The organism is Pseudomonas sp. IT-P258 (assembly GCF_949767825.1).
GTDB classification, from domain to species: domain Bacteria; phylum Pseudomonadota; class Gammaproteobacteria; order Pseudomonadales; family Pseudomonadaceae; genus Aquipseudomonas; species Aquipseudomonas monachiensis.
Genome location: NZ_CATKPU010000014.1, coordinates 19,231 through 37,964, shown reverse-complemented (window position 1 = coordinate 37,964; position 18,734 = coordinate 19,231). Strand labels below are relative to the sequence as shown.

The following is an 18,734-nucleotide window of genomic DNA, read 5'->3' as shown; positions in this document are numbered from 1 at the left end:
CATAAGCAATTTGCAGACCAACTTGTTTTTGGCAGCGCGAGGCCCGGCAAACAGGGGACTTTGAGGAATCAGAAGGGAATGGTGATTTGTATCAGAGACGAAAAACCGGCGGTGTCATGCCGCTTCGCGGCAACGGATCAAAAGATCGCAGCCTTCGGCAGCTCCTACAGGGTTCGACGTAGGAGCTGCCGAAGGCTGCGATCTTTTGATCTTAAATGCTGTTGTCCTTACCCACCTCATACTCACGCAACTTGTTGGCAATGGTGGTATGCGAAACCCCCAGGCGCTTGCCCAACTGCCGACTGCTCGGATGCTCGGAATACAGCCGCTCCAGCACCGCCTTCTCGAAACGCCCAACGATCTCGTCCAGCCCTCCTTCCAGCGAAAAGTCGCCAAGAGGCTGACGCACGCCATAGTCCGGCAAACGAATGTGCTCGGCCTTGACCGTGCCTCCGTCGCACAGGGAAACCGCCTGGAACAGCACGTTCTCCAGTTGCCGTACGTTACCCGGCCAATGGTAATGACTGAGCCGCTCCATGGCCGCCGGGGCCAGTTTCGGCAGCGGGCAACCAATCTGCCGGCTGGCCTGGTCGAGGAAGTGCTCCACCAGCGGCGTCAAACCGTCGAGGCATTCGCGCAACGGCGGGATGTGCAGCGACAACACATTCAAGCGGTGATAGAGGTCCTGGCGGAACTCGCCGCGAGCGCACAATTCGGACAGGTCGACCTGGGTCGCGCAGATCACTCGCACGTCGAGGTAGACCTCTTCATCACTGCCTACACGGCGGAAGCAGCCGTCCTGCAGGAAGCGCAGCAATTTCACCTGCAAGCGCGGGCTCATCTCCCCGACGCCATCGAGAAACAGCGTACCGCCCGCCGTCAGTTCCAGCAGCCCGAGCTTGCCTTCGGCCCGCGCCCCTTCGAATGCACCGGGGCCGTAACCGAACAATTCCGTCTCGGCCATGGATTCCGGCAGACCGGCGCAGTTGAGCGCCATCAACGGCGATTGCCCACGAGGACTGGCCAGATGGCAGGCCCGCGCCAGCAACTCCTTGCCGGTGCCAGTCTCCCCTTCTATTAACAGCGGCGCATCCAGCGGCGCCATGCGCCGGGCTTCGCGCACCACGGCGGCCATGACTTTCGAGCTTTGGAAGATGCTGTCGAAACCACGCAGCTCCTGCTTGCGCACGTTGTAGATGCGCTCGCCCACCCGGTCGGCGCGGTGCAGCGTCAGCACCGCGCCAGCCATGGCCTCGCTGTCGTCATGCTCCGATTGCAGCGGCGCGATGTCGGCCAGGAACACATCGCCCTTGACCTTGACCCGCAACCCGTTGATCCGCGACTTGTTGGCACGCACCAGTTCCGGCAAATCGAAATCCTCGGCGTAGCGCGACAGGGGAATCCCCGGCACTTCGTCGACCCGCACCCCGAGCAACTGCGCCGCTGCCCGGTTGGCCGCGACGATGGAACCGCCCATGTCGATCGACAGCACAGGGAATTCCAGCGCACCGAGCAGTGCATTGAGCTCCATGTGCCGACGCTCGCTGGGCATCAGTCCTACACGCTTGACGCCAAACACCCCGGCAATCGCTTCAAATTTCGGACGCAAGGCCTGGAACTGAATGTTGATCAGGTTCGGGCAATGCAGGTAGATGGCGTTGCCATGCTCACCGCCCACCTCACCGCGGGCCACGTTGATCCCGTACTCCACCAACAGGTTGAGAATGTCGCGCAGGATGCCGATGCGGTTCTGGCAGTGGACTTTGATACGCATATAAAGACCCGAAAAGCGATGAATAAGGTTGGTATCAACGCAAACCCTATGGGAGTGGCGGTGCGACGATTCGACTTGCTCGCGAAGGCGGCCTGCCTGATACATCAATGTTGGACGTGCCAGCGCTTTCGCGAGCAAGCCCGCTCCCACAGGGGTATTGCGGTGCGCGCTCGATCGCATTTTTCTTTCGAGTCGCTCAGATAGTCGTCAAGATTATGTGACAGGTAAAGCGTTTTTCAAACCGGGAAATCTCAATAGCTGCGCGATCGCGACCAATTCGTAACGAAAACTTTACGAAATTTACGGTTTTTTCCTACGCGTGTCGCTGCTCACCTGCTGCAACAGTGCAATCCTTGGGGTATTTCTAGGTCCATAGCAGTACATAACAAGAACGAAATCCCCTAGCAGGAGAGCAGCATGAAGCAGACGCAATACGTGGCTCGCGAGCCCGATGCGCAAGGTTTTATCGACTACCCCGCCGAAGAACACGCGGTGTGGAACACGCTGATCACCCGTCAACTGAAAGTGATCGAAGGGCGTGCGTGCCAGGAGTACCTGGACGGTATCGAAAAACTCGGACTGCCCCACGACCGCATTCCTCAACTCGGCGAAATCAACAAGGTCCTCGGTGAAACCACCGGCTGGCAGGTTGCCCGGGTTCCCGCACTGATTCCCTTCCAGACCTTTTTCGAATTGCTGGCCAGCAAGCAGTTTCCAGTGGCGACCTTTATTCGCACCCGCGAAGAACTGGACTACCTGCAAGAGCCGGACATTTTCCACGAGATCTTCGGTCACTGCCCGCTGCTGACCAACCCGTGGTTCGCTGAATTCACCCACACCTACGGCAAGCTCGGCCTCGAGGCGACCAAGGAAGAACGCGTGTACCTGGCGCGCCTGTACTGGATGACCATCGAGTTCGGTCTGGTCGACACCCCGCAAGGCCAGCGCATCTACGGCGGCGGCATTCTGTCTTCTCCGAAAGAGACCGTGTATTGCCTGTCGGACGAGCCTGAGCATCAGGCGTTCGATCCGCTGGAATGCATGCGCACGCCCTACCGCATCGACATCCTGCAGCCAGTGTACTTCGCATTGCCAAATCTCAAGCGTCTGTTCGACCTCGCTCATGAAGACATCATGGGCATGGTCAAGCAAGCGATGCAGATGGGTCTGCACGCACCGAAATTTCCGCCAAAACCAAAAGCCGCGTGATCCGCCGCTTTTAAAATCAAGTGAGCCTGTCAGAAACCATCGCTTTGGATTAGCGTGGTAGCACTGAGGGCCGATTTTCCAACATTCGATTTCAGGAACACATCATGACCGCATTAACTCAAGCCCATTGCGAAGCCTGCCGCGCCGACGCCCCACAAGTCAGCGACGAAGAATTGCCGATCCTGATCAAGCAGATCCCGGACTGGAACATCGAAGTACGCGACAGCATCATGCAGCTGGAAAAGGTCTTCCTGTTCAAGAACTTCAAGCACGCCCTGGCGTTCACCAACGCCGTCGGTGAAATCTCCGAGGCCGAAGGCCACCACCCAGGCCTGCTGACCGAGTGGGGCAAAGTGACCGTGACCTGGTGGAGCCACTCGATCAAGGGCCTGCACCGCAACGACTTCATCATGGCCGCGCGCACTGACGAAGTGGCGAAGAATGCCGAGGGGCGCAAGTAATGCATTTCGACGCCATCGGTCGAGTGCCTGGCGACCCGATCCTGGGCCTGATGGAGGCCTATGCGCAGGACCCGAATCCACGCAAGTTCGATCTGGGCGTGGGGGTCTACAAGGACGCCCAGGGCCTGACGCCGATTCTCCAGTCGGTGAAGCTGGCCGAGCAGCGCCTGGTGGATCGCCAGTCCACCAAGACCTACATCGGTGGTCACGGCGAACCGGCGTTCGGCAAAGCGATCAATGAGCTGGTGCTGGGTGCCGACTCGAAACTGATCAGCGCACAACGCGCCGGCGCCACCCAGACGCCGGGCGGCACTGGGGCTTTGCGCCTGAGCGCGGACTTCATCGCCCAATGCCTGCCGGGGCGCGGCGTATGGTTGAGCAACCCGACCTGGCCAATCCACGAAACGATTTTCGCGGCAGCCAAGGTCAAGGTCAGCCACTACCCGTACGTGGGCAGTGACAACCGTCTCGATGTCGACGGCATGCTGGCGGCGCTCAATGAAGCGCCCAAGGGTGACGTGGTGTTGCTGCACGCCTGCTGCCACAACCCGACCGGTTTCGACCTGTCCCGGGATGACTGGCAGCGGGTGCTGGAGGTCGTACGCAAGCGCGAACTGCTGCCACTGATCGACTTCGCCTATCAAGGATTCGGCGACGGGCTGGAACAGGATGCCTGGTCGACCCGGTTGTTCGCCGCCGAGTTGCCGGAACTGTTGATCACCAGTTCGTGCTCGAAGAACTTCGGCCTGTACCGCGACCGTACCGGCGCGCTGATTGTCTGCGCGAAAACCGCCGACAAGCTCACCGACATCCGCAGCCAGCTGGCCAACATCGCCCGCAACCTGTGGTCGACGCCGCCGGATCACGGCGCTGCCGTGGTCGCGACCATCCTCGGTGACACAGAGTTGAAAAACCTCTGGGCTGACGAAGTGGAAGCCATGCGCCTGCGTATCGCCCAACTGCGCAGCGGTCTGGTGGAAGCACTGGAGCCTCACGGTTTGCGCGAGCGTTTTGCGCACATTGGCATGCAACGCGGGATGTTCTCCTACACCGGCCTGTCGCCTGAGCAAGTGAAGAACCTGCGGGATCATCACAGCGTGTACATGGTCAGTTCGGGCCGGGCCAACGTGGCGGGGATTGATGCCACGCGCCTGGATCTGCTGGCCGAGGCGATTGCCAAAGTCTGCGCATGACCCTTGTGGGAGCGGGCTTGCTCGCGAAAGCGGCGGATCAGTCGACTTAAATGCTGGCTGTTAAAACGCTTTCGCGAGCAAGTCGAATCGTCGCACCGCCGCTCCCACATTTTGCTGTGTGTTGCCCCCTCCTCCAGTCATGTCTAGACAATCCCATCCGTCGAAACAAATGGATATAAAAGTCCGTTTGTCATTTTCAGTGCTGTATCCTGCCCAAGCTTTTTAAAAAGCGCGGATCTACCAGATCTATCAACAGACTTAGCGAGGAGCGCAACCATGCACGAGATTCCTAATCTCCCCTTCCCAAGCCTGCACGAACCTGAGCAGACGACCACGCAGCAAGCCGGAGCCCAACAGCCCGAGCCGAAAGAAGCCACTGACAGCCGCCAGGCTGACAGAGAAGACTGAAACACCCGCCGCACAGACCGTGTGGAAAGCGCTACCATGCGCTTTCCACACTGCCTGAAATGAGCCTGACCATGACCGATGAATTCAGTGAAGCGCAGGCCAGCGTCCTGATCGGCACCGCCGAGAAAATGATCGAGATCTGGAACCGCCTCTCCCCCGAGAAACAAGCCACCTTGCTCGCCCGCTTCGGCACCCAGGAAAATGCGCTGGCCGCCCTGGTCACCACGCAATTGGTCGCTCCCGCCAAACCTGAGTGACGCCGCCCGGCAAATAGTTTTACTTTTTCACGACCTGTGACCGTCCACACCGCTATCATAAGCAGCCTATCTATCCTGCTTTACCGTGGACCTTTACCCATGCCCGAAAACCAGCGCCCCCTGGCGGTCACGCTGCAAGTTGTCTCCATCGTCCTTTTCACCTTCATCGGCTACCTGAACATCGGCATCCCCCTGGCCGTATTGCCCGGTTACGTCCACAGCGACCTGGGCTTCGGCGCGGTGATCGCGGGGCTGGTGATCAGCGTGCAATACCTGGCCACCCTGCTCAGCCGCCCCTATGCCGGGAAGATCATCGACAACAAGGGCAGCAAGCTGGCTGTGATGTATGGCCTGGCCGGTTGCGGCTTGAGCGGGGTGTTCATGTTGCTCTCGGCCTGGACCCAGAGCCTGCCGACCTTGAGCCTGATCTGCCTGTTGATCGGCCGCCTGGTACTCGGCAGTGCCGAAAGCCTTGTGGGCTCGGGCTCGATTGGCTGGGGCATCGGCCGGGTCGGCGCGGCGAACACGGCCAAGGTCATCTCCTGGAACGGTATCGCCAGCTATGGAGCACTGGCTGTCGGCGCGCCCCTGGGCGTATTGCTCGTCCATCAACTGGGTTTGTGGAGCATGGGGGTGAGCATTGTTTTGCTGGCCGTGCTCGGTCTGCTGCTGGCCTGGCCGAAAACAGCCGCGCCGATCGTTGCCGGTGAGCGCCTGCCGTTCATGCACGTACTCGGGCGGGTTTTCCCCCACGGCTGCGGCCTGGCCCTGGGCTCCATCGGTTTTGGCACAATCGCCACCTTCATCACCCTGTATTACGCCACTCAACACTGGGACAACGCGGTGCTGTGCCTGAGCCTGTTCGGCGCCAGCTTCATCGGCGCGCGCCTGCTGTTCGGCAACCTGATCAACCGCCTCGGCGGCTTTCGCGTGGCCATTGCCTGCCTGTCAGTGGAAACCCTGGGATTGCTGTTGCTGTGGTTGGCACCGGATGCCCATTGGGCTCTGGCGGGCGCGGCGCTAAGCGGCTTCGGCTTTTCCCTGGTATTTCCGGCACTGGGCGTGGAGGCGGTCAACCTTGTCCCCGCATCCAGCCGAGGCGCAGCCGTCGGCGCCTATTCGCTGTTCATCGACTTGTCGCTGGGGATCACCGGACCGCTCGCCGGTGCGATTGCGGCAGGATTTGGTTTTGCATCGATCTTCCTGTTCGCCGCCCTCGCTGCACTCAGCGGTTTGCTGCTGAGCCTTTACCTGTACCGACAGGCACCGAAGCAACGCGAAGCGCGGGACGCCCGCTAGAAATCGACCTTGCCACGTCCGGCCTTGATGTTGCCACGCTTGGACTTTGACTCGAGTCGGCGGGTCTTCGAGCCGAGGGTCGGCTTGGTCGGGCGACGCTTTTTCTCGACCTTGGTGGCACTCTGGATCAACTCGGTCAGCCGCAACAGCGCATCGGCGCGGTTCTGCTCCTGCGTCCGGTACTGCTGGGCCTTGATGATCAACACACCGTCGCTGGTGATGCGGCTGTCGCGCAGCGCCAGCAGCCGTTCCTTGTAGAACTCGGGCAAGGACGACGCAGGTATGTCGAAGCGCAGGTGCACGGCACTTGAGACCTTGTTGACATTCTGCCCACCGGCACCCTGGGCGCGAATGGCCGTCAACTCGATCTCGGCATCCGGCAGCTGCACGTTGTTGGAAATCACCAGCATGGAAAAGCGTCCGTATTCAGAACGTGCAGGATACCGCGAATGTGTGTCAGGAACGCAGCAGATCCAATGTGGGAGCGGGCTTGCTCCGGGTGGCGCTCCGACAAATGCGGAGTGTCAGTCGACTTGAATGCTGACGGTTAAACCGCTTTCGCGAGCAAGCCCGCTCCCACAAAGGGTTTTGTGTGAACCTTGAAAACAACAAACCCGGCACTTGGCCGGGTTTTTTGTTTCTGCGCGGAGTTACTCCACTACGGCCTGCAAGGCACGCTGAGCACTGCGCTTGTTCTTGATGCCGTAGCAGACCCACATGAACACCAGCCACACCGGAATCGCATACACCGATGTCTGGATCCCCGGAATCAACAGCATCACGCCAAGGACGAACACTACGAACGCCAGGCAGATGTAGTTGCCGTACGGGTACCACAGAGCCTTGAACAGCGGCGTCTGTTTGGTCTTGTTCATGTGCTGGCGGAACTTGAAGTGCGAGTAGCTGATCATCGCCCAGTTGATCACCAAGGTAGCAACCACCAACGACATCAGCAGTTCCAGCGCGTTCTGCGGGATCAGGTAGTTCAGCAGTACCGCGATCAGGGTCACGGCGGCCGAGGCCAGGATCGAACGCACTGGCACGCCGCGCTTGTCGATCTTCGCCAGGCCCTTCGGCGCGTCGCCCTGCTCGGCCATGCCCAGCAGCATGCGGCTGTTGCAGTAGGTGCCGCTGTTGTACACCGACAACGCCGCGGTCAGGACCACGAAGTTGAGGATGTGCGCGGCGGTGTTGCTGCCCAGCATCGAGAACACTTGCACGAACGGGCTGCCGCTATAGGAATCACCGGAGGCGTTCAGGGTGGTCAGCAAGCTGTCCCACGGCGTCAACGACAGCAGGATCACCAGGGCACCGATGTAGAAAATCAGGATCCGGTAGATCACCTGGTTGATGGCTTTCGGGATCACGGTTTTCGGCTTGTCGGCTTCGGCAGCGGTGAAACCGAGCATTTCCAGGCCACCGAAGGAAAACATGATGAACGCCATGGCCATCACCAGACCGCTGACGCCGTTCGGGAAGAAGCCACCGTGGGACCACAGGTTGCTGACCGCTGCTTGCGGGCCGCCATTACCGCTGACCAGCAGGTAGCTGCCCAGGGCAATCATGCCGACGATCGCCACGACCTTGATGATCGCGAACCAGAACTCAGCCTCGCCGAACACTTTGACGTTGGCCAGGTTGATGGCGTTGATCAGCACGAAGAAGGCAGCTGCGGAGGCCCAGGTCGGGATGTCCGGTGCCCAGTAGTGGATGTATTTGCCGACCGCGGTCAGCTCCGACATGCCCACCAGAATGTACAGGATCCAGCAGTTCCAGCCCGACAGGAAGCCGGCAAAGCCGCCCCAGTACTTGTGCGCGAAGTGGCTGAAGGAACCGGCCACCGGGTCCTCGACGATCATTTCACCCAGTTGGCGCATGATCATGAAGGCGATGAAGCCGCAGATGGCGTAGCCGAGGATCATCGACGGACCGGCGGATTTCAGTACCCCGGCCGAACCGAGGAACAAGCCGGTACCGATCGCGCCACCGAGGGCGATCAATTGAATGTGGCGATTTTTCAGGCCGCGTTTCAGCTCGCCTGATTGCGGGTTTTGTCCACTCATGAAAAGGGTCTCACGCAAGGTTTGATGATGTTCAGTAGACGTTGCTGCTCAAGAAAGGCGTTAAGCGGCACCGATCAAACCCCAGCGCAGGCACCAGGAGTTCAGCGTAATTACAACGGTCATGCGTCACCTGTTTGTTTTTATCTGTGACGAAATCGAACCCGACACGCTCGTGACGCGACGGAGTGAACAAGGCGGATAGCCTTGAGGTTTGCGCAGATGCGCAGGAGGTCACAGGTAAAACGCGGCGCATTGTACACCTGTAACCCCCTGCTGCCAGACCCGCTGGACAAGCGTGTCTATGGCCGGGATTGCCTGTGTCCGCCCCGAGAGGCTCGGGCGGCTGCAAAAAATGGGTCAGACCCTTGCGGATCATCGACGGGAAAGGCAGGAAAACCGCCCCTCGCAGAGAGATGGAGATGGAATACGGCGTTCATTGCGCCTCCTTTTTGTTATGCACCTGCACGACAGGCATGGCGCGCATAACACCCTGCATGGAGCAGTGAAACAAGCGGGCCAGAGGGCTGGAAGGAGGAAGGAAGACGCTGTTGCGTAAGCGTTTTCTTACGGCATTCGGGGAATGGCGATTCCACGGGGTTAATCCGTGATTTTTGTCAGGATTTCTTTACAGGCCGTAACATCGGGTTTCCATTCGGGAGAGTGTGGTGTTGCCGCTATCGTCTTCGCGGGCAAGCCCGCTCCCACAATGGATCGCATTTCGACCAAACAACTCCGCCCCCCCCTGTGGGAGCAGGCTTGCCCGCAAAGAGGCCATTGAAAACACCTCACCACTGAAGCCTGACCCAAAAAAAACGCCAACCCGAAGGTTGGCGTTTTTTTATGAAGCGCTTACCGATTACTCAGGCTTGCGACGACCAAAGCCTGGACGCTGGCCCGAACCGGCCGGTGCGCCACGGCGCTTGCCCGATGGGGTATCGCCGTCGACCAGTTTGATCCCCGGACGCTTCGGCGCTGGCTTGGCCGGGCGCTTGGTATCGGCCGGGCGATCGGCTACCGGCGTACCACGACCTTCGCCCCGCTCGGTACGGCCATTGGCCGGACGGGGCGTGCGCGGCCCGCGTTCGCCGTCCTGGCGGGCGGCTGGCTTGCGCCCTGGGCGCTCGCCTTCGATCTGCGGCTCACGGCTTGCCCGTGGAGCAACAGGAGCGGCAGGAGCCCCAGCGGCTGGACGCAGGGTACGCACGCGCTCGGTCTTGGCCATTGGACGCGACGATTTGCGCTGCATCCGGTCAAGCTTGTCCTTGCTCTTGGCGTTCATCTGCGGCATCGCGACCGGCGTCAGGCCAACCTCGGCACTCAGGATGTCGACTTCGTACTGGCTCATTTCGCGCCAGCGGCCCATCGGCAGGTCGGAGTTGAGGAACACCGGACCGAAACGCACGCGCTTCAGACGGCTGACCACCAGGCCCTGGGATTCCCACAGGCGACGAACTTCGCGGTTGCGACCTTCCATCACCACGCAGTGATACCAGTGGTTGAAACCTTCACCGCCTGGCGCCTGCTTGATGTCGGTGAACTTTGCCGGGCCGTCTTCGAGGACAACACCAGCCTTCAGGCGCTCGATCATTTCGTCATCGACTTCGCCGCGCACACGTACCGCGTATTCACGGTCCATTTCGTAGGAAGGGTGCATCAGGCGGTTGGCCAGTTCACCGTCGGTGGTGAACATCAGCAAACCGGTGGTGTTGATGTCCAGACGACCGATGTTGATCCAGCGTCCCTCTTTAGGGCGCGGCATCTTGTCGAACACGGTCGGACGGCCTTCCGGGTCGACACGGGTGCAGATCTCGCCGTCGGGCTTGTTGTACATGATCACGCGACGCACCGACTCGGCGGCCTCTTCGCGCTTGATCACCTTGCCATCGATGGTGATAGCGTCGTGCATGTCGACGCGCTGGCCAAGGGTGGCGTCTTTACCGTTGACCTTGATGCGGCCGTGGCTGATCCAGGCTTCCACGTCACGGCGCGAGCCGACGCCGATACGGGCGAGGACTTTCTGCAGTTTTTCGCCTGCTGGGCCGATTGGCTGGTCGTCTTGCTGGTCTTTGATACTCATCTGGGCACCTCCCGGTGTGGTCTGAAAACTGGGTACTTGGGCGAAGGGATCGCCGAAGGGTCGCGAATCATACGCGCATGAGGGCGTTTGCGCATCAGAGACTAGCTGATCAAGGCAAGGTTATTTGTTTTTCCGCCGACCGGTGGTTCGCTGTTTTGCTATGAACACAATCCCCCTGTGGGAGCGGCGGTGCGGCGATCCGACTTGCTCGCGAATGCGTCAGGTCAGCCAACAAAAATGTCGTCTGACACGCCCTCTTCGCGAGCAAGCCCGCTCCCACAATGGATCTTCACAGCTCTCAAGAATCGTATCAATCTTCGAATTGGCGGCGTTCGGCTTCGATGGCTTCAGCCAGGGCCTGGGCTTCGGCCTCTTCGTCCGACAGCTCCGGCTCGGGTTTCGGCTGTTCAAGGGCGGCAACGGCGGCCAGGAGTTTTTCCCGGGCTTCGGCAACGCCGAGGATATCGTCGTCCTGCTCCGGCTCAGTCTCCGGCCCAGGCTCGGGTTGTGCCGCTTCGACTTCTGGCTCGATGACCGACTGTTCCGGATCGAACTCAGGCGGCGCACCATCACGCAGCAAATCGTCGAAGTCGGTCTTGATCCCCTCCTCCATGCTGTCCAGTTCCAGCAACAGCGTGTGGAAACTGGTTTCTTCCTTGGGTTCTTCCGGCTCGGCGCTGGCATCGGCCAACTCTTGCAACCCGGCGGGTACGGGGGCGTCGTCGAAGTCGAGCACCGGGTCCGGTTCCAGCTCGCGCAGTTCCGCCAGCGGCGGCAGGTCGTCGAGGTTCTTCAGGTTGAAGTGGTCGAGGAACGCCTTGGTGGTGGCGAACATCGCCGGTTTACCGGGCACGTCGCGGTAGCCGACGATGCGGATCCACTCGCGCTCCATCAAGGTCTTGACGATGTTGCTGTTGACCGCCACGCCCCGCACGTCTTCGATTTCGCCACGGGTGATCGGCTGGCGATAGGCAATCAGCGCCATGGTTTCCAGCATCGCCCGAGAGTAACGCTGCGGGCGCTCTTCCCACAGGCGCCCGACCCACGGCGCAAACTTCTCGCGAATCTGCAGGCGATACCCCGAGGCCACTTCCTTCAATTCAAAGGCGCGGCCATCGCAGGACTTGGCGAGAATCGTCAGGGCCTTCTTGAAGACCGGTGGTTCCGGGCGCTCACCCTCCTCGAAGAGTTCGAACAGGCTTTCCAAAGATTGCGGCTTTCCCGAGGCCAACAGAAAGGCTTCAAGCAAGGGTGCCAGATCACGGGGTTCAGTCAGGTTCATGTTTCGACTCGTTATTCGGCTCGGGCTCGCACGTGGATCGCGGCAAATGGCTCATTCTGCACCAGCTCGACCAGGGATTCCTTGACCAATTCAAGGATCGCCATAAAGGTCACCACCACCCCCAGGCGCCCTTCTTCAGCGGTGAACAGCTCGACAAACGGCACGAACCCGCCGCCCTTGAGGCGTTCCAGCACATCACTCATGCGTTCGCGGGTCGACAACGCCTCGCGGCTGACCTGGTGGCTTTCAAACATGTCGCCACGGCGCAAGACTTCGGCCATGGACAACAGCAGCTCTGACAAGCGCACGTCCGGCAACAGCTTGCGTGCCCGGGCTTCAGGGGCGTCCAGCTTGGGCACCACCACATCACGACCGACGCGGCTCAGGCCATCGATGCCTTCGGCCGCGGCCTTGAAGCGTTCATACTCCTGCAAGCGGCGGATCAGTTCGGCGCGGGGGTCGTCCTCTTCGTCTTCGACGGTTTCGGCCCGTGGCAGCAGCATCCGCGACTTGATCTCGGCCAGCATCGCGGCCATCACCAAATACTCGGCGGCCAGTTCCAGGCGCACCGACTGCATCAACTCGACGTAGCCCATGTACTGGCGAGTGATCTCCGCCACAGGGATGTCGAGAATGTTGATGTTCTGTTTGCGGATCAGGTACAGCAGCAGGTCGAGCGGGCCTTCGAACGCCTCAAGAAAGACCTCGAGGGCATCCGGCGGGATGTACAGGTCCAGCGGCATTTCCATGACCGCCTGGCCATAGACCATGGCGAAAGGCAGCTCTTGCTGGGCCCCGGCCTGACTGTCGACGGGTTCTACTGCAGACATCTAGGCCTCGACCATGAACGGCGCAGGGTCGCCGCAACCAACGCGAATGACTTCCGGCTCGCCGTCGGCAAGGCTGATCACCGTGGACGCCTTGATCCCGCCGAAGCCGCCATCGATGATCAGATCGACCTGGTGTTCAAGCAACTGGCGCATTTCGTGCGGATCGGTCAACGGGTCTTCATCGCCGGGCATGATCAGGGTCACGCTCATCAACGGTTCACCCAGTTCAGCCAGCAGCGCCAGGGCAATCGGGTGGCTCGGCACGCGCAGGCCGATGGTACGTTTCTTCGGGTGCAACAACAGCCGCGGCACTTCGCGGGTGGCGTTGAGAATGAAGGTATAGGGCCCCGGCAGATGGGCTTTGAGAATGCGGAACGTGCCGGTGTCTATCTTGGCGAACAGGCCTAGTTGCGACAGGTCGCTGCAGATCAGTGCGAAGTTGTGCTTCTCATCCAGCTGTCGCAGGCGTCGAACGCGCTCCACGGCCACCTTGTCGCCGATCTGGCAACCTATGGCGTAGGAGGAGTCCGTGGGATAAATCACCACCCCGCCCTTGCGGATGATTTCGACAGCCTGTTTGATCAGGCGCGCCTGCGGGTTTTCCGGATGAATCTGGAAAAATTGACTCACATTCTCTACCTGTTCAGACGGCGGCAATAACTGGGTCATGTTTGAATCGACACCATAGCGGCGGCAGATCCTCCGGGAGCGGCCGGTATTCACCGATCTCCGACCAGCCTCCAGGGCCATGAAAATCACTGCCGGCGCTGACCAGCAGACCGAACTCGCGGGCCAGGATGGCCAGGCTGCCCACTTGCTCGGCAGGCTGGTAACCATTGACCACTTCGATGGCGTGGCCCCCCGCTTGAATATAGTCGGCAATCAGACGACGGCGCTTGCTGCGTGTGAATTCATAGTGCCATGGGTGTGCCAGACTGACCCAGGCCTTGGCCGCGCGCAGGGTTTCGACGGTGTCCTCCAGAGTCGGCCAGTGTTGCTTGACGTCGCCCAGCTTGCCGGCACCCAGCCATTTGCGAAACGCCTCGGCGCGGTCCTTGACGAAACCTTCACGCACCATCCAGTCGGCGAAATGCGGGCGGGCCGGCGCGTTACCGCTGTCGCCCAGCTCCTGCTGGATCTCCCGAGCGCCATCCAGCGCCCCTGGCATGCCTTTGAGCGCCAGTTTGCGGCTGATTTCCTCGGAGCGTAGCCAGCGGCCATCATGCAATCTGGCGATGGCCTCGACCAACGGCGCGGCATTCACGTCAAAACCGTAGCCCAGGACATGAATGGTCGCGCCGCCCCAGGTGCAGGACAATTCGACGCCGTTGACCAGTTGCATCCCCAGCGCGGTAGCCGCGTGCCGGGCCTCGTCGAGGCCCTCGAGGGTGTCGTGATCGGTCAAGGCCAGGACTCGCACGCCTTTCTCGAACGCCCGCGCCACCAGAACCGCAGGCGCCAGGGCGCCATCGGAGGCCGTGCTATGGCAGTGCAAATCAACATTCACAGGGCTTTGTAACCTCAAATCAGCTGGCGCTATCGCGCGCCCATATGTTTGTTATTATGCCGCCACATCCTGCTTCTGGCTGCCACTGTGAAACAATTCATCGATTTCATCCCGCTCCTGCTGTTTTTCATCGTCTTCAAAATCGACCCACGGGTTGTCGACATCGCCGGTCATGAGTTCACTGTAGGCGGTATTTACAGCGCCACCGCAATGCTGATCGTCAGTTCCCTGGTGGTCTACGGCACACTGTTCATCAAGCAGCGCAAGCTGGAGAAGAGCCAGTGGCTGACCCTGATCGCCTGCCTGGTCTTCGGCAGCCTGACGCTCGCGTTCCACAGCGAGACGTTCCTGAAATGGAAGGCCCCGGTGGTCAACTGGCTGTTCGCCCTGGCGTTCATCGGCAGCCACTTCGTCGGTGACAGCCTGCTGATCAAGCGCATCATGGGCCACGCGCTGACCCTGCCGGAGCCGGTCTGGACGCGCCTGAACATCGCCTGGATCGCCTTCTTCCTGTTTTGCGGTGCCGCCAACCTGTTTGTCGCGTTCACCTTCCAGAGCTACTGGGTCGACTTCAAGGTCTTCGGCAGCCTGGGCATGACTCTGCTGTTCCTGGTCGGCCAGGGCATTTACCTGTCCCGCCATCTGCACGATGCCGACACCACAACGCCAAAAACCGAGGACTGACATGCTTTACGCAATCATTGCCACTGACGTCACCAACTCCCTGGAAGCCCGCCTGGCCGCACGGCCTGCACACCTGGAGCGCCTGCAAGTGCTCAAGGGCGAAGGTCGCATCGTATTGGCCGGCCCACACCCGGCGATCGACAGCAATGATCCGGGCGCGGCGGGTTTCAGCGGCAGCCTGATCGTTGCCGAATTCGACTCCCTGAGCGCCGCCCAGGCCTGGGCCGACGCCGATCCGTACATCGCCGCGGGCGTCTACGCCAACGTTCTGGTCAAACCGTTCAAGCAAGTCCTTCCGTAACTTTCTTCTTTCAACTGCCCCACGCGGTGAACCATATCGGTTCATCGCGTTCTCAATCGCTCATTATTCTCGTTTGCCGGCCGACAACGTCCCCAATACCCGTATTGGAACCAGGAGTCGCCATGCGCAAGGGTCCGTTGTGCCTGATGTTGGTCACGTTGTCGATCGGGGCGCCTGCCCACGGTGAGGAAAGTGTCGAGGGCGGTAATTCGACGCCGTTTTCCTTGAGCGCCGGCAGCCAGATCACCGAGTTGCAGCAACGCTTGAAAGAAAGCGAACGGCAACGGGAAGAACTGAACAAGCAATTGCAAACTGCCGATAGCGAACGCGAAAGCCCGCTGCTGGCCCGGTTGCGCCAGGAGAACCAGCGATTGAAGCTGCAACTCAAGGAAGCCCAGGCCAGCAGTCCCCTGCCGCGCCTGCTGACCGACCAGCAACAATGGTTCGTCATTGGCGCCGGGGTAGCGCTATTGGCTCTGCTCTGCGGTATCTTCGCCAGTGGAGCAAGTCGAAAACGTCGACAATGGCTAAATTGAGTGAGTCATGAGCGAGCTGTTACTTATTGATGATGACCAGGAGCTGTGTGAGCTCCTGAGCAGTTGGCTGAGCCAGGAAGGGTTTCAGGTACGTGCCTGTCACGACGGCCAGAGCGCACGTCGTGCGCTGGCCGAAACCGCTCCGGCGGCCGTGGTGCTGGATGTGATGCTGCCCGATGGCAGCGGCCTGGAACTGCTCAAGCAGTTGCGCAGCGATCACCCGGATTTGCCGGTGCTGATGCTCTCGGCCCGGGGCGAGCCCCTGGACCGTATCCTCGGCCTGGAGCTCGGCGCCGACGACTACCTGGCCAAGCCCTGCGACCCACGGGAACTGACCGCCCGCCTGCGCGCAGTCCTGCGTCGTAGCCACCCGGCGGCGGTGTCCAGCCAGATCGAACTGGGCGACCTGTGTTTCAGCCCGGTCCGCGGCGTGGTCAGCATTGACGAACAGGAATTTACCCTCACTGTCTCCGAAAGCCGCCTGCTGGAAGCCTTGCTCAAGCAACCCGGCGAGCCCCTGGACAAGCAGGAACTGGCGCAGATCGCCCTCGGCCGCAAGCTGACCCTGTACGACCGCAGCCTGGACATGCACGTCAGCAACCTGCGCAAGAAGATCGGTCCACACCCCGATGGCCGACCGCGCATCGTCGCCCTGCGCAGCCGCGGCTACTACTACAGCCTCTGACCCCTACGGGTTTGTCAGGGCGGCGCAAAACCATCTTTACCCAAGCTTTACCCTCCGCTGACCGCCGCTGACCTTGATCTGCGTAATCTGCACTCATCCGGAACGTACCGGGAACGAGACAAGGAGATACACCATGCGCAAGACTCTTATCGCCCTGATGTTCGCTGCTGCCCTGCCGACCGTTGCCATGGCCATGCCGGAAGGCGCGGGCCCCATGGATGGGTCGATGGACGGTTCGCGCCACGGCGGCCAGATGCACGGCATGCACGGCAAAGGCCCGTACAGTGAACTGGACCTGAGCCGCGAACAGCGCGAGCAGATCCGCAAGATCATGGGCGAGCAGATGCACGAGCGTAAGCAACTGGTCGACAAGTACCTGGAGAAGCTCTCGCCAGCCGACCAGAAAGCCATGAAGGACGAAATGGCCGCCAACCACAAGAAGGCTGAAGCGGACGTGCGCGCCTTGCTGAAACCGGATCAACAGAAGAAATTCGACGAGATCCAGAAAAAACAGGCTGAACGTCGCGCCGAGTGGGCCGAGTACAAGGCCTGGAAAGCGCAACAACCGCAAAAAGCGCAATAATGCGCTAACCCCGGACCCAACGGCTCAACCCCGTTGGGCCTGACACTGACACCACGCAATTTAAATGTGGGAGCGGGCTTGCTCCCACATGGCTTGACGTTTGTTCGAGGATTTCCTGTGCGTTCATTGTTCTGGCGTATCCTGGCCAGCTTCTGGCTGGCCATCGCTCTGGTTGCAGGGCTTTCCATCCTGCTCGGACACATGCTCAACCAGGACGCCTGGATTCTCAGCCGCCACCCGGGTCTCAACACGCTGGCCGAAGAGTGGACGCAAACCTATGAAAGCCAGGGCGAAGACGCCGCCCAGGACATTCTCCAGCAACGCAAACGCCAGTATCACATCGACGTTCAGGTGCTTAACGAAAGCGGCGATCCGGTGGTGCGCGGTACCTTCCCGAAACGCGCGGCGGCCTTTGAGGCGCGCCAGAACAACGAGGACCGACGCCTGCCGTGGCGGCGCCTGACCGATGAATTCACCAGCGAAAAAACCGGTGACACCTTCCTGTTCATCTACCGCATCCCGCACCCGGAACTGGATGCCTGGCACCGAGAGAGCCTGCTCTGGCCGCTCAGTGCCCTGGGAATCGCCCTGGTGGTGCTGACCCTGTTCAGCCTGCTGGTGACCTTTTCCATCACTCGCCCGCTCAGCCGTCTACGCGGAGCGGTGCATGACCTGGGACAAACCACCTATCAACAAAACAGCCTGGTCAAGCTGGCCAACCGCCGCGATGAGTTCGGCGTCCTGGCCAACGACTTCAATCGCATGGGCGCGCGCCTGCAAAGCCTGATTGGCAGTCAGCGGCAACTGCTGCGGGATGTGTCCCACGAACTGCGTTCACCCCTCGCCCGCCTGCGTATCGCGCTGGCACTGGCCGAACGGGCCACCCCGCAGGAACGGGAACAGCTGTGGCCGCGCCTGACCCGCGAGTGCGACCGGCTGGAAGCGCTGATCAGCGAAATCCTGGTACTGGCGAGGGTCGACTCCGATAACGCCAGTGCCGAAGAGGTGGACCTGAACGCCTTGCTCAATAGCCTGCAAAAGGATGCGCAACTCGGTTCACCCGAGCAACTCGTCCACCTCGAAGCCGAGTCGCAACTGAATCTGAAGGGCTGGCCGACCATGATCGAACGGGCCGTGGACAATCTGCTGCGCAACGCCCAGCGTTTCAATCCGGTGGATGGCCTGCCGATCGAAATGCAGGCCCTGCGTCAGGGTGAACGGATCGTCGTGACCGTACGCGATCACGGACCGGGGGTCAGTGCCGAATATTTGAGCCAGCTCGGTGAGCCGTTCTATCGGGCGCCAGGGCAAACAGCGGCCGGACACGGCCTGGGCCTGGCCATCGCCCGCCGCGCGGCGGAGCGACATGGCGGCAGCCTGGTGCTGGCCAATCACCCTGAGGGCGGGTTCATTGCCAGCCTGGAATTGCCGTTGGTGCCGGGGGCTGTCGTGCAGCCCTGAGCCTGGACCGACACGACAGGATCAAACGATACAAAACCAATGTGGGAGCGGGCTTGCTCGCGAAAGCGGCTAACTATTCAACATGTATGTTGGATGACAGACTGCTTTCGCGAGCAAGCCCGCT

General features: G+C 60.7%; 20 protein-coding genes. 12 read left to right on the top strand and 8 right to left on the bottom strand.

Translation table 11 applies throughout. From position 1 onward, the window contains the following. Positions 1-211: 211 nt before the first annotated feature. Positions 212-1,774, bottom strand: a complete 1,563-nt coding sequence (locus tag ACM6G4_RS03760; protein ID WP_056721509.1) for a sigma-54-dependent transcriptional regulator — start codon at positions 1,772-1,774, stop codon at positions 212-214. 417 nt (positions 1,775-2,191) lie between these two features. Here ACM6G4_RS03760 and phhA point away from each other — a divergent pair, with 417 nt between their 5' ends. From phhA to ACM6G4_RS03730, 6 genes are all read left to right on the top strand, one after another. Then, positions 2,192-2,983 (top strand): phenylalanine 4-monooxygenase, encoded by a 792-nt coding sequence (gene phhA / locus ACM6G4_RS03755; RefSeq protein WP_056721507.1) that lies wholly within the window; start codon positions 2,192-2,194, stop codon positions 2,981-2,983. Positions 2,984-3,087: 104 nt separating this feature from the next. Then, positions 3,088-3,444: a 4a-hydroxytetrahydrobiopterin dehydratase gene (locus ACM6G4_RS03750; RefSeq protein ID WP_056721506.1), complete on the top strand. Its 357-nt coding sequence runs from the start codon at positions 3,088-3,090 to the stop codon at positions 3,442-3,444. Then, positions 3,444-4,637, top strand: coding sequence for an amino acid aminotransferase (locus ACM6G4_RS03745; protein ID WP_414913082.1), 1,194 nt, complete (start codon positions 3,444-3,446; stop codon positions 4,635-4,637). The genes ACM6G4_RS03750 and ACM6G4_RS03745 overlap by 1 nt, the downstream gene beginning before the upstream one ends. Before the next feature lie 276 nt (positions 4,638-4,913). Beyond that, positions 4,914-5,045, top strand: a complete 132-nt coding sequence (locus ACM6G4_RS03740; RefSeq protein ID WP_256220589.1) for a hypothetical protein — start codon at positions 4,914-4,916, stop codon at positions 5,043-5,045. A gap of 71 nt (positions 5,046-5,116) precedes the next feature. Then, a complete protein-coding gene (locus ACM6G4_RS03735) occupies positions 5,117-5,302 on the top strand; it encodes a hypothetical protein (protein WP_046037768.1) in 186 nt (61 codons plus the stop codon). 99 nt (positions 5,303-5,401) lie between these two features. Beyond that, the gene (locus tag ACM6G4_RS03730; protein WP_056721502.1) at positions 5,402-6,601 is read left to right on the top strand and encodes an MFS transporter; all 1,200 of its coding nucleotides are present in this window, start codon (positions 5,402-5,404) and stop codon (positions 6,599-6,601) included. Here ACM6G4_RS03730 and arfB read toward each other — a convergent pair. From arfB to ACM6G4_RS03695, 7 genes are all read right to left on the bottom strand, one after another. Continuing rightward, positions 6,598-7,011 (bottom strand): alternative ribosome rescue aminoacyl-tRNA hydrolase ArfB, encoded by a 414-nt coding sequence (gene arfB, locus ACM6G4_RS03725; RefSeq protein ID WP_056721500.1) that lies wholly within the window; start codon positions 7,009-7,011, stop codon positions 6,598-6,600. The two genes, ACM6G4_RS03730 and arfB, sit on opposite strands and share 4 nt — an antisense overlap. A gap of 240 nt (positions 7,012-7,251) precedes the next feature. Further along, positions 7,252-8,664 carry an amino acid permease gene (locus ACM6G4_RS03720; protein WP_223541125.1) on the bottom strand — a complete coding sequence of 471 codons (1,413 nt, stop codon included), beginning with the start codon at positions 8,662-8,664 and terminating at the stop codon, positions 7,252-7,254. 856 nt (positions 8,665-9,520) lie between these two features. Further along, positions 9,521-10,741 (bottom strand): 23S rRNA pseudouridine(2605) synthase RluB, encoded by a 1,221-nt coding sequence (rluB, locus tag ACM6G4_RS03715; RefSeq protein ID WP_007984125.1) that lies wholly within the window; start codon positions 10,739-10,741, stop codon positions 9,521-9,523. 310 nt (positions 10,742-11,051) lie between these two features. Next, complete coding sequence (gene scpB, locus ACM6G4_RS03710) at positions 11,052-12,023, bottom strand: SMC-Scp complex subunit ScpB (protein WP_414913081.1); 972 nt, start codon at positions 12,021-12,023, stop codon at positions 11,052-11,054. 11 nt (positions 12,024-12,034) lie between these two features. Further along, complete coding sequence (locus ACM6G4_RS03705) at positions 12,035-12,793, bottom strand: segregation and condensation protein A (protein WP_173862173.1); 759 nt, start codon at positions 12,791-12,793, stop codon at positions 12,035-12,037. Between the two features lie 60 nt (positions 12,794-12,853). Beyond that, on the bottom strand, positions 12,854-13,483 hold the full coding sequence (locus ACM6G4_RS03700) for an L-threonylcarbamoyladenylate synthase (RefSeq protein WP_156385711.1): 630 nt from the start codon (positions 13,481-13,483) through the stop codon (positions 12,854-12,856). Between the two features lie 13 nt (positions 13,484-13,496). Further along, entirely contained in the window at positions 13,497-14,360 is an 864-nt protein-coding gene (locus tag ACM6G4_RS03695) for a PHP domain-containing protein (protein WP_056721484.1), read from the bottom strand. A gap of 87 nt (positions 14,361-14,447) precedes the next feature. On the opposite strand from ACM6G4_RS03695, the gene ACM6G4_RS03690 reads away from it, so the two are divergent. From ACM6G4_RS03690 to ACM6G4_RS03665, 6 genes are all read left to right on the top strand, one after another. Next, on the top strand, positions 14,448-15,044 hold the full coding sequence (locus tag ACM6G4_RS03690; protein WP_056721482.1) for a septation protein A: 597 nt from the start codon (positions 14,448-14,450) through the stop codon (positions 15,042-15,044). Between the two features lies 1 nt (position 15,045). Continuing rightward, positions 15,046-15,345, top strand: a complete 300-nt coding sequence (locus tag ACM6G4_RS03685) for a YciI family protein (RefSeq protein WP_414913080.1) — start codon at positions 15,046-15,048, stop codon at positions 15,343-15,345. 122 nt (positions 15,346-15,467) lie between these two features. After that, positions 15,468-15,881, top strand: a complete 414-nt coding sequence (locus tag ACM6G4_RS03680) for a hypothetical protein (protein WP_056721478.1) — start codon at positions 15,468-15,470, stop codon at positions 15,879-15,881. Between the two features lie 7 nt (positions 15,882-15,888). Next, a complete protein-coding gene (locus ACM6G4_RS03675) occupies positions 15,889-16,566 on the top strand; it encodes a response regulator transcription factor (RefSeq protein ID WP_056721476.1) in 678 nt (225 codons plus the stop codon). Positions 16,567-16,699: 133 nt separating this feature from the next. Continuing rightward, entirely contained in the window at positions 16,700-17,149 is a 450-nt protein-coding gene (locus ACM6G4_RS03670; protein ID WP_414913079.1) for a Spy/CpxP family protein refolding chaperone, read from the top strand. Between the two features lie 117 nt (positions 17,150-17,266). Then, positions 17,267-18,610 (top strand): sensor histidine kinase, encoded by a 1,344-nt coding sequence (locus tag ACM6G4_RS03665; protein ID WP_056721472.1) that lies wholly within the window; start codon positions 17,267-17,269, stop codon positions 18,608-18,610. The last annotated feature ends 124 nt before the right edge of the window (positions 18,611-18,734 follow it).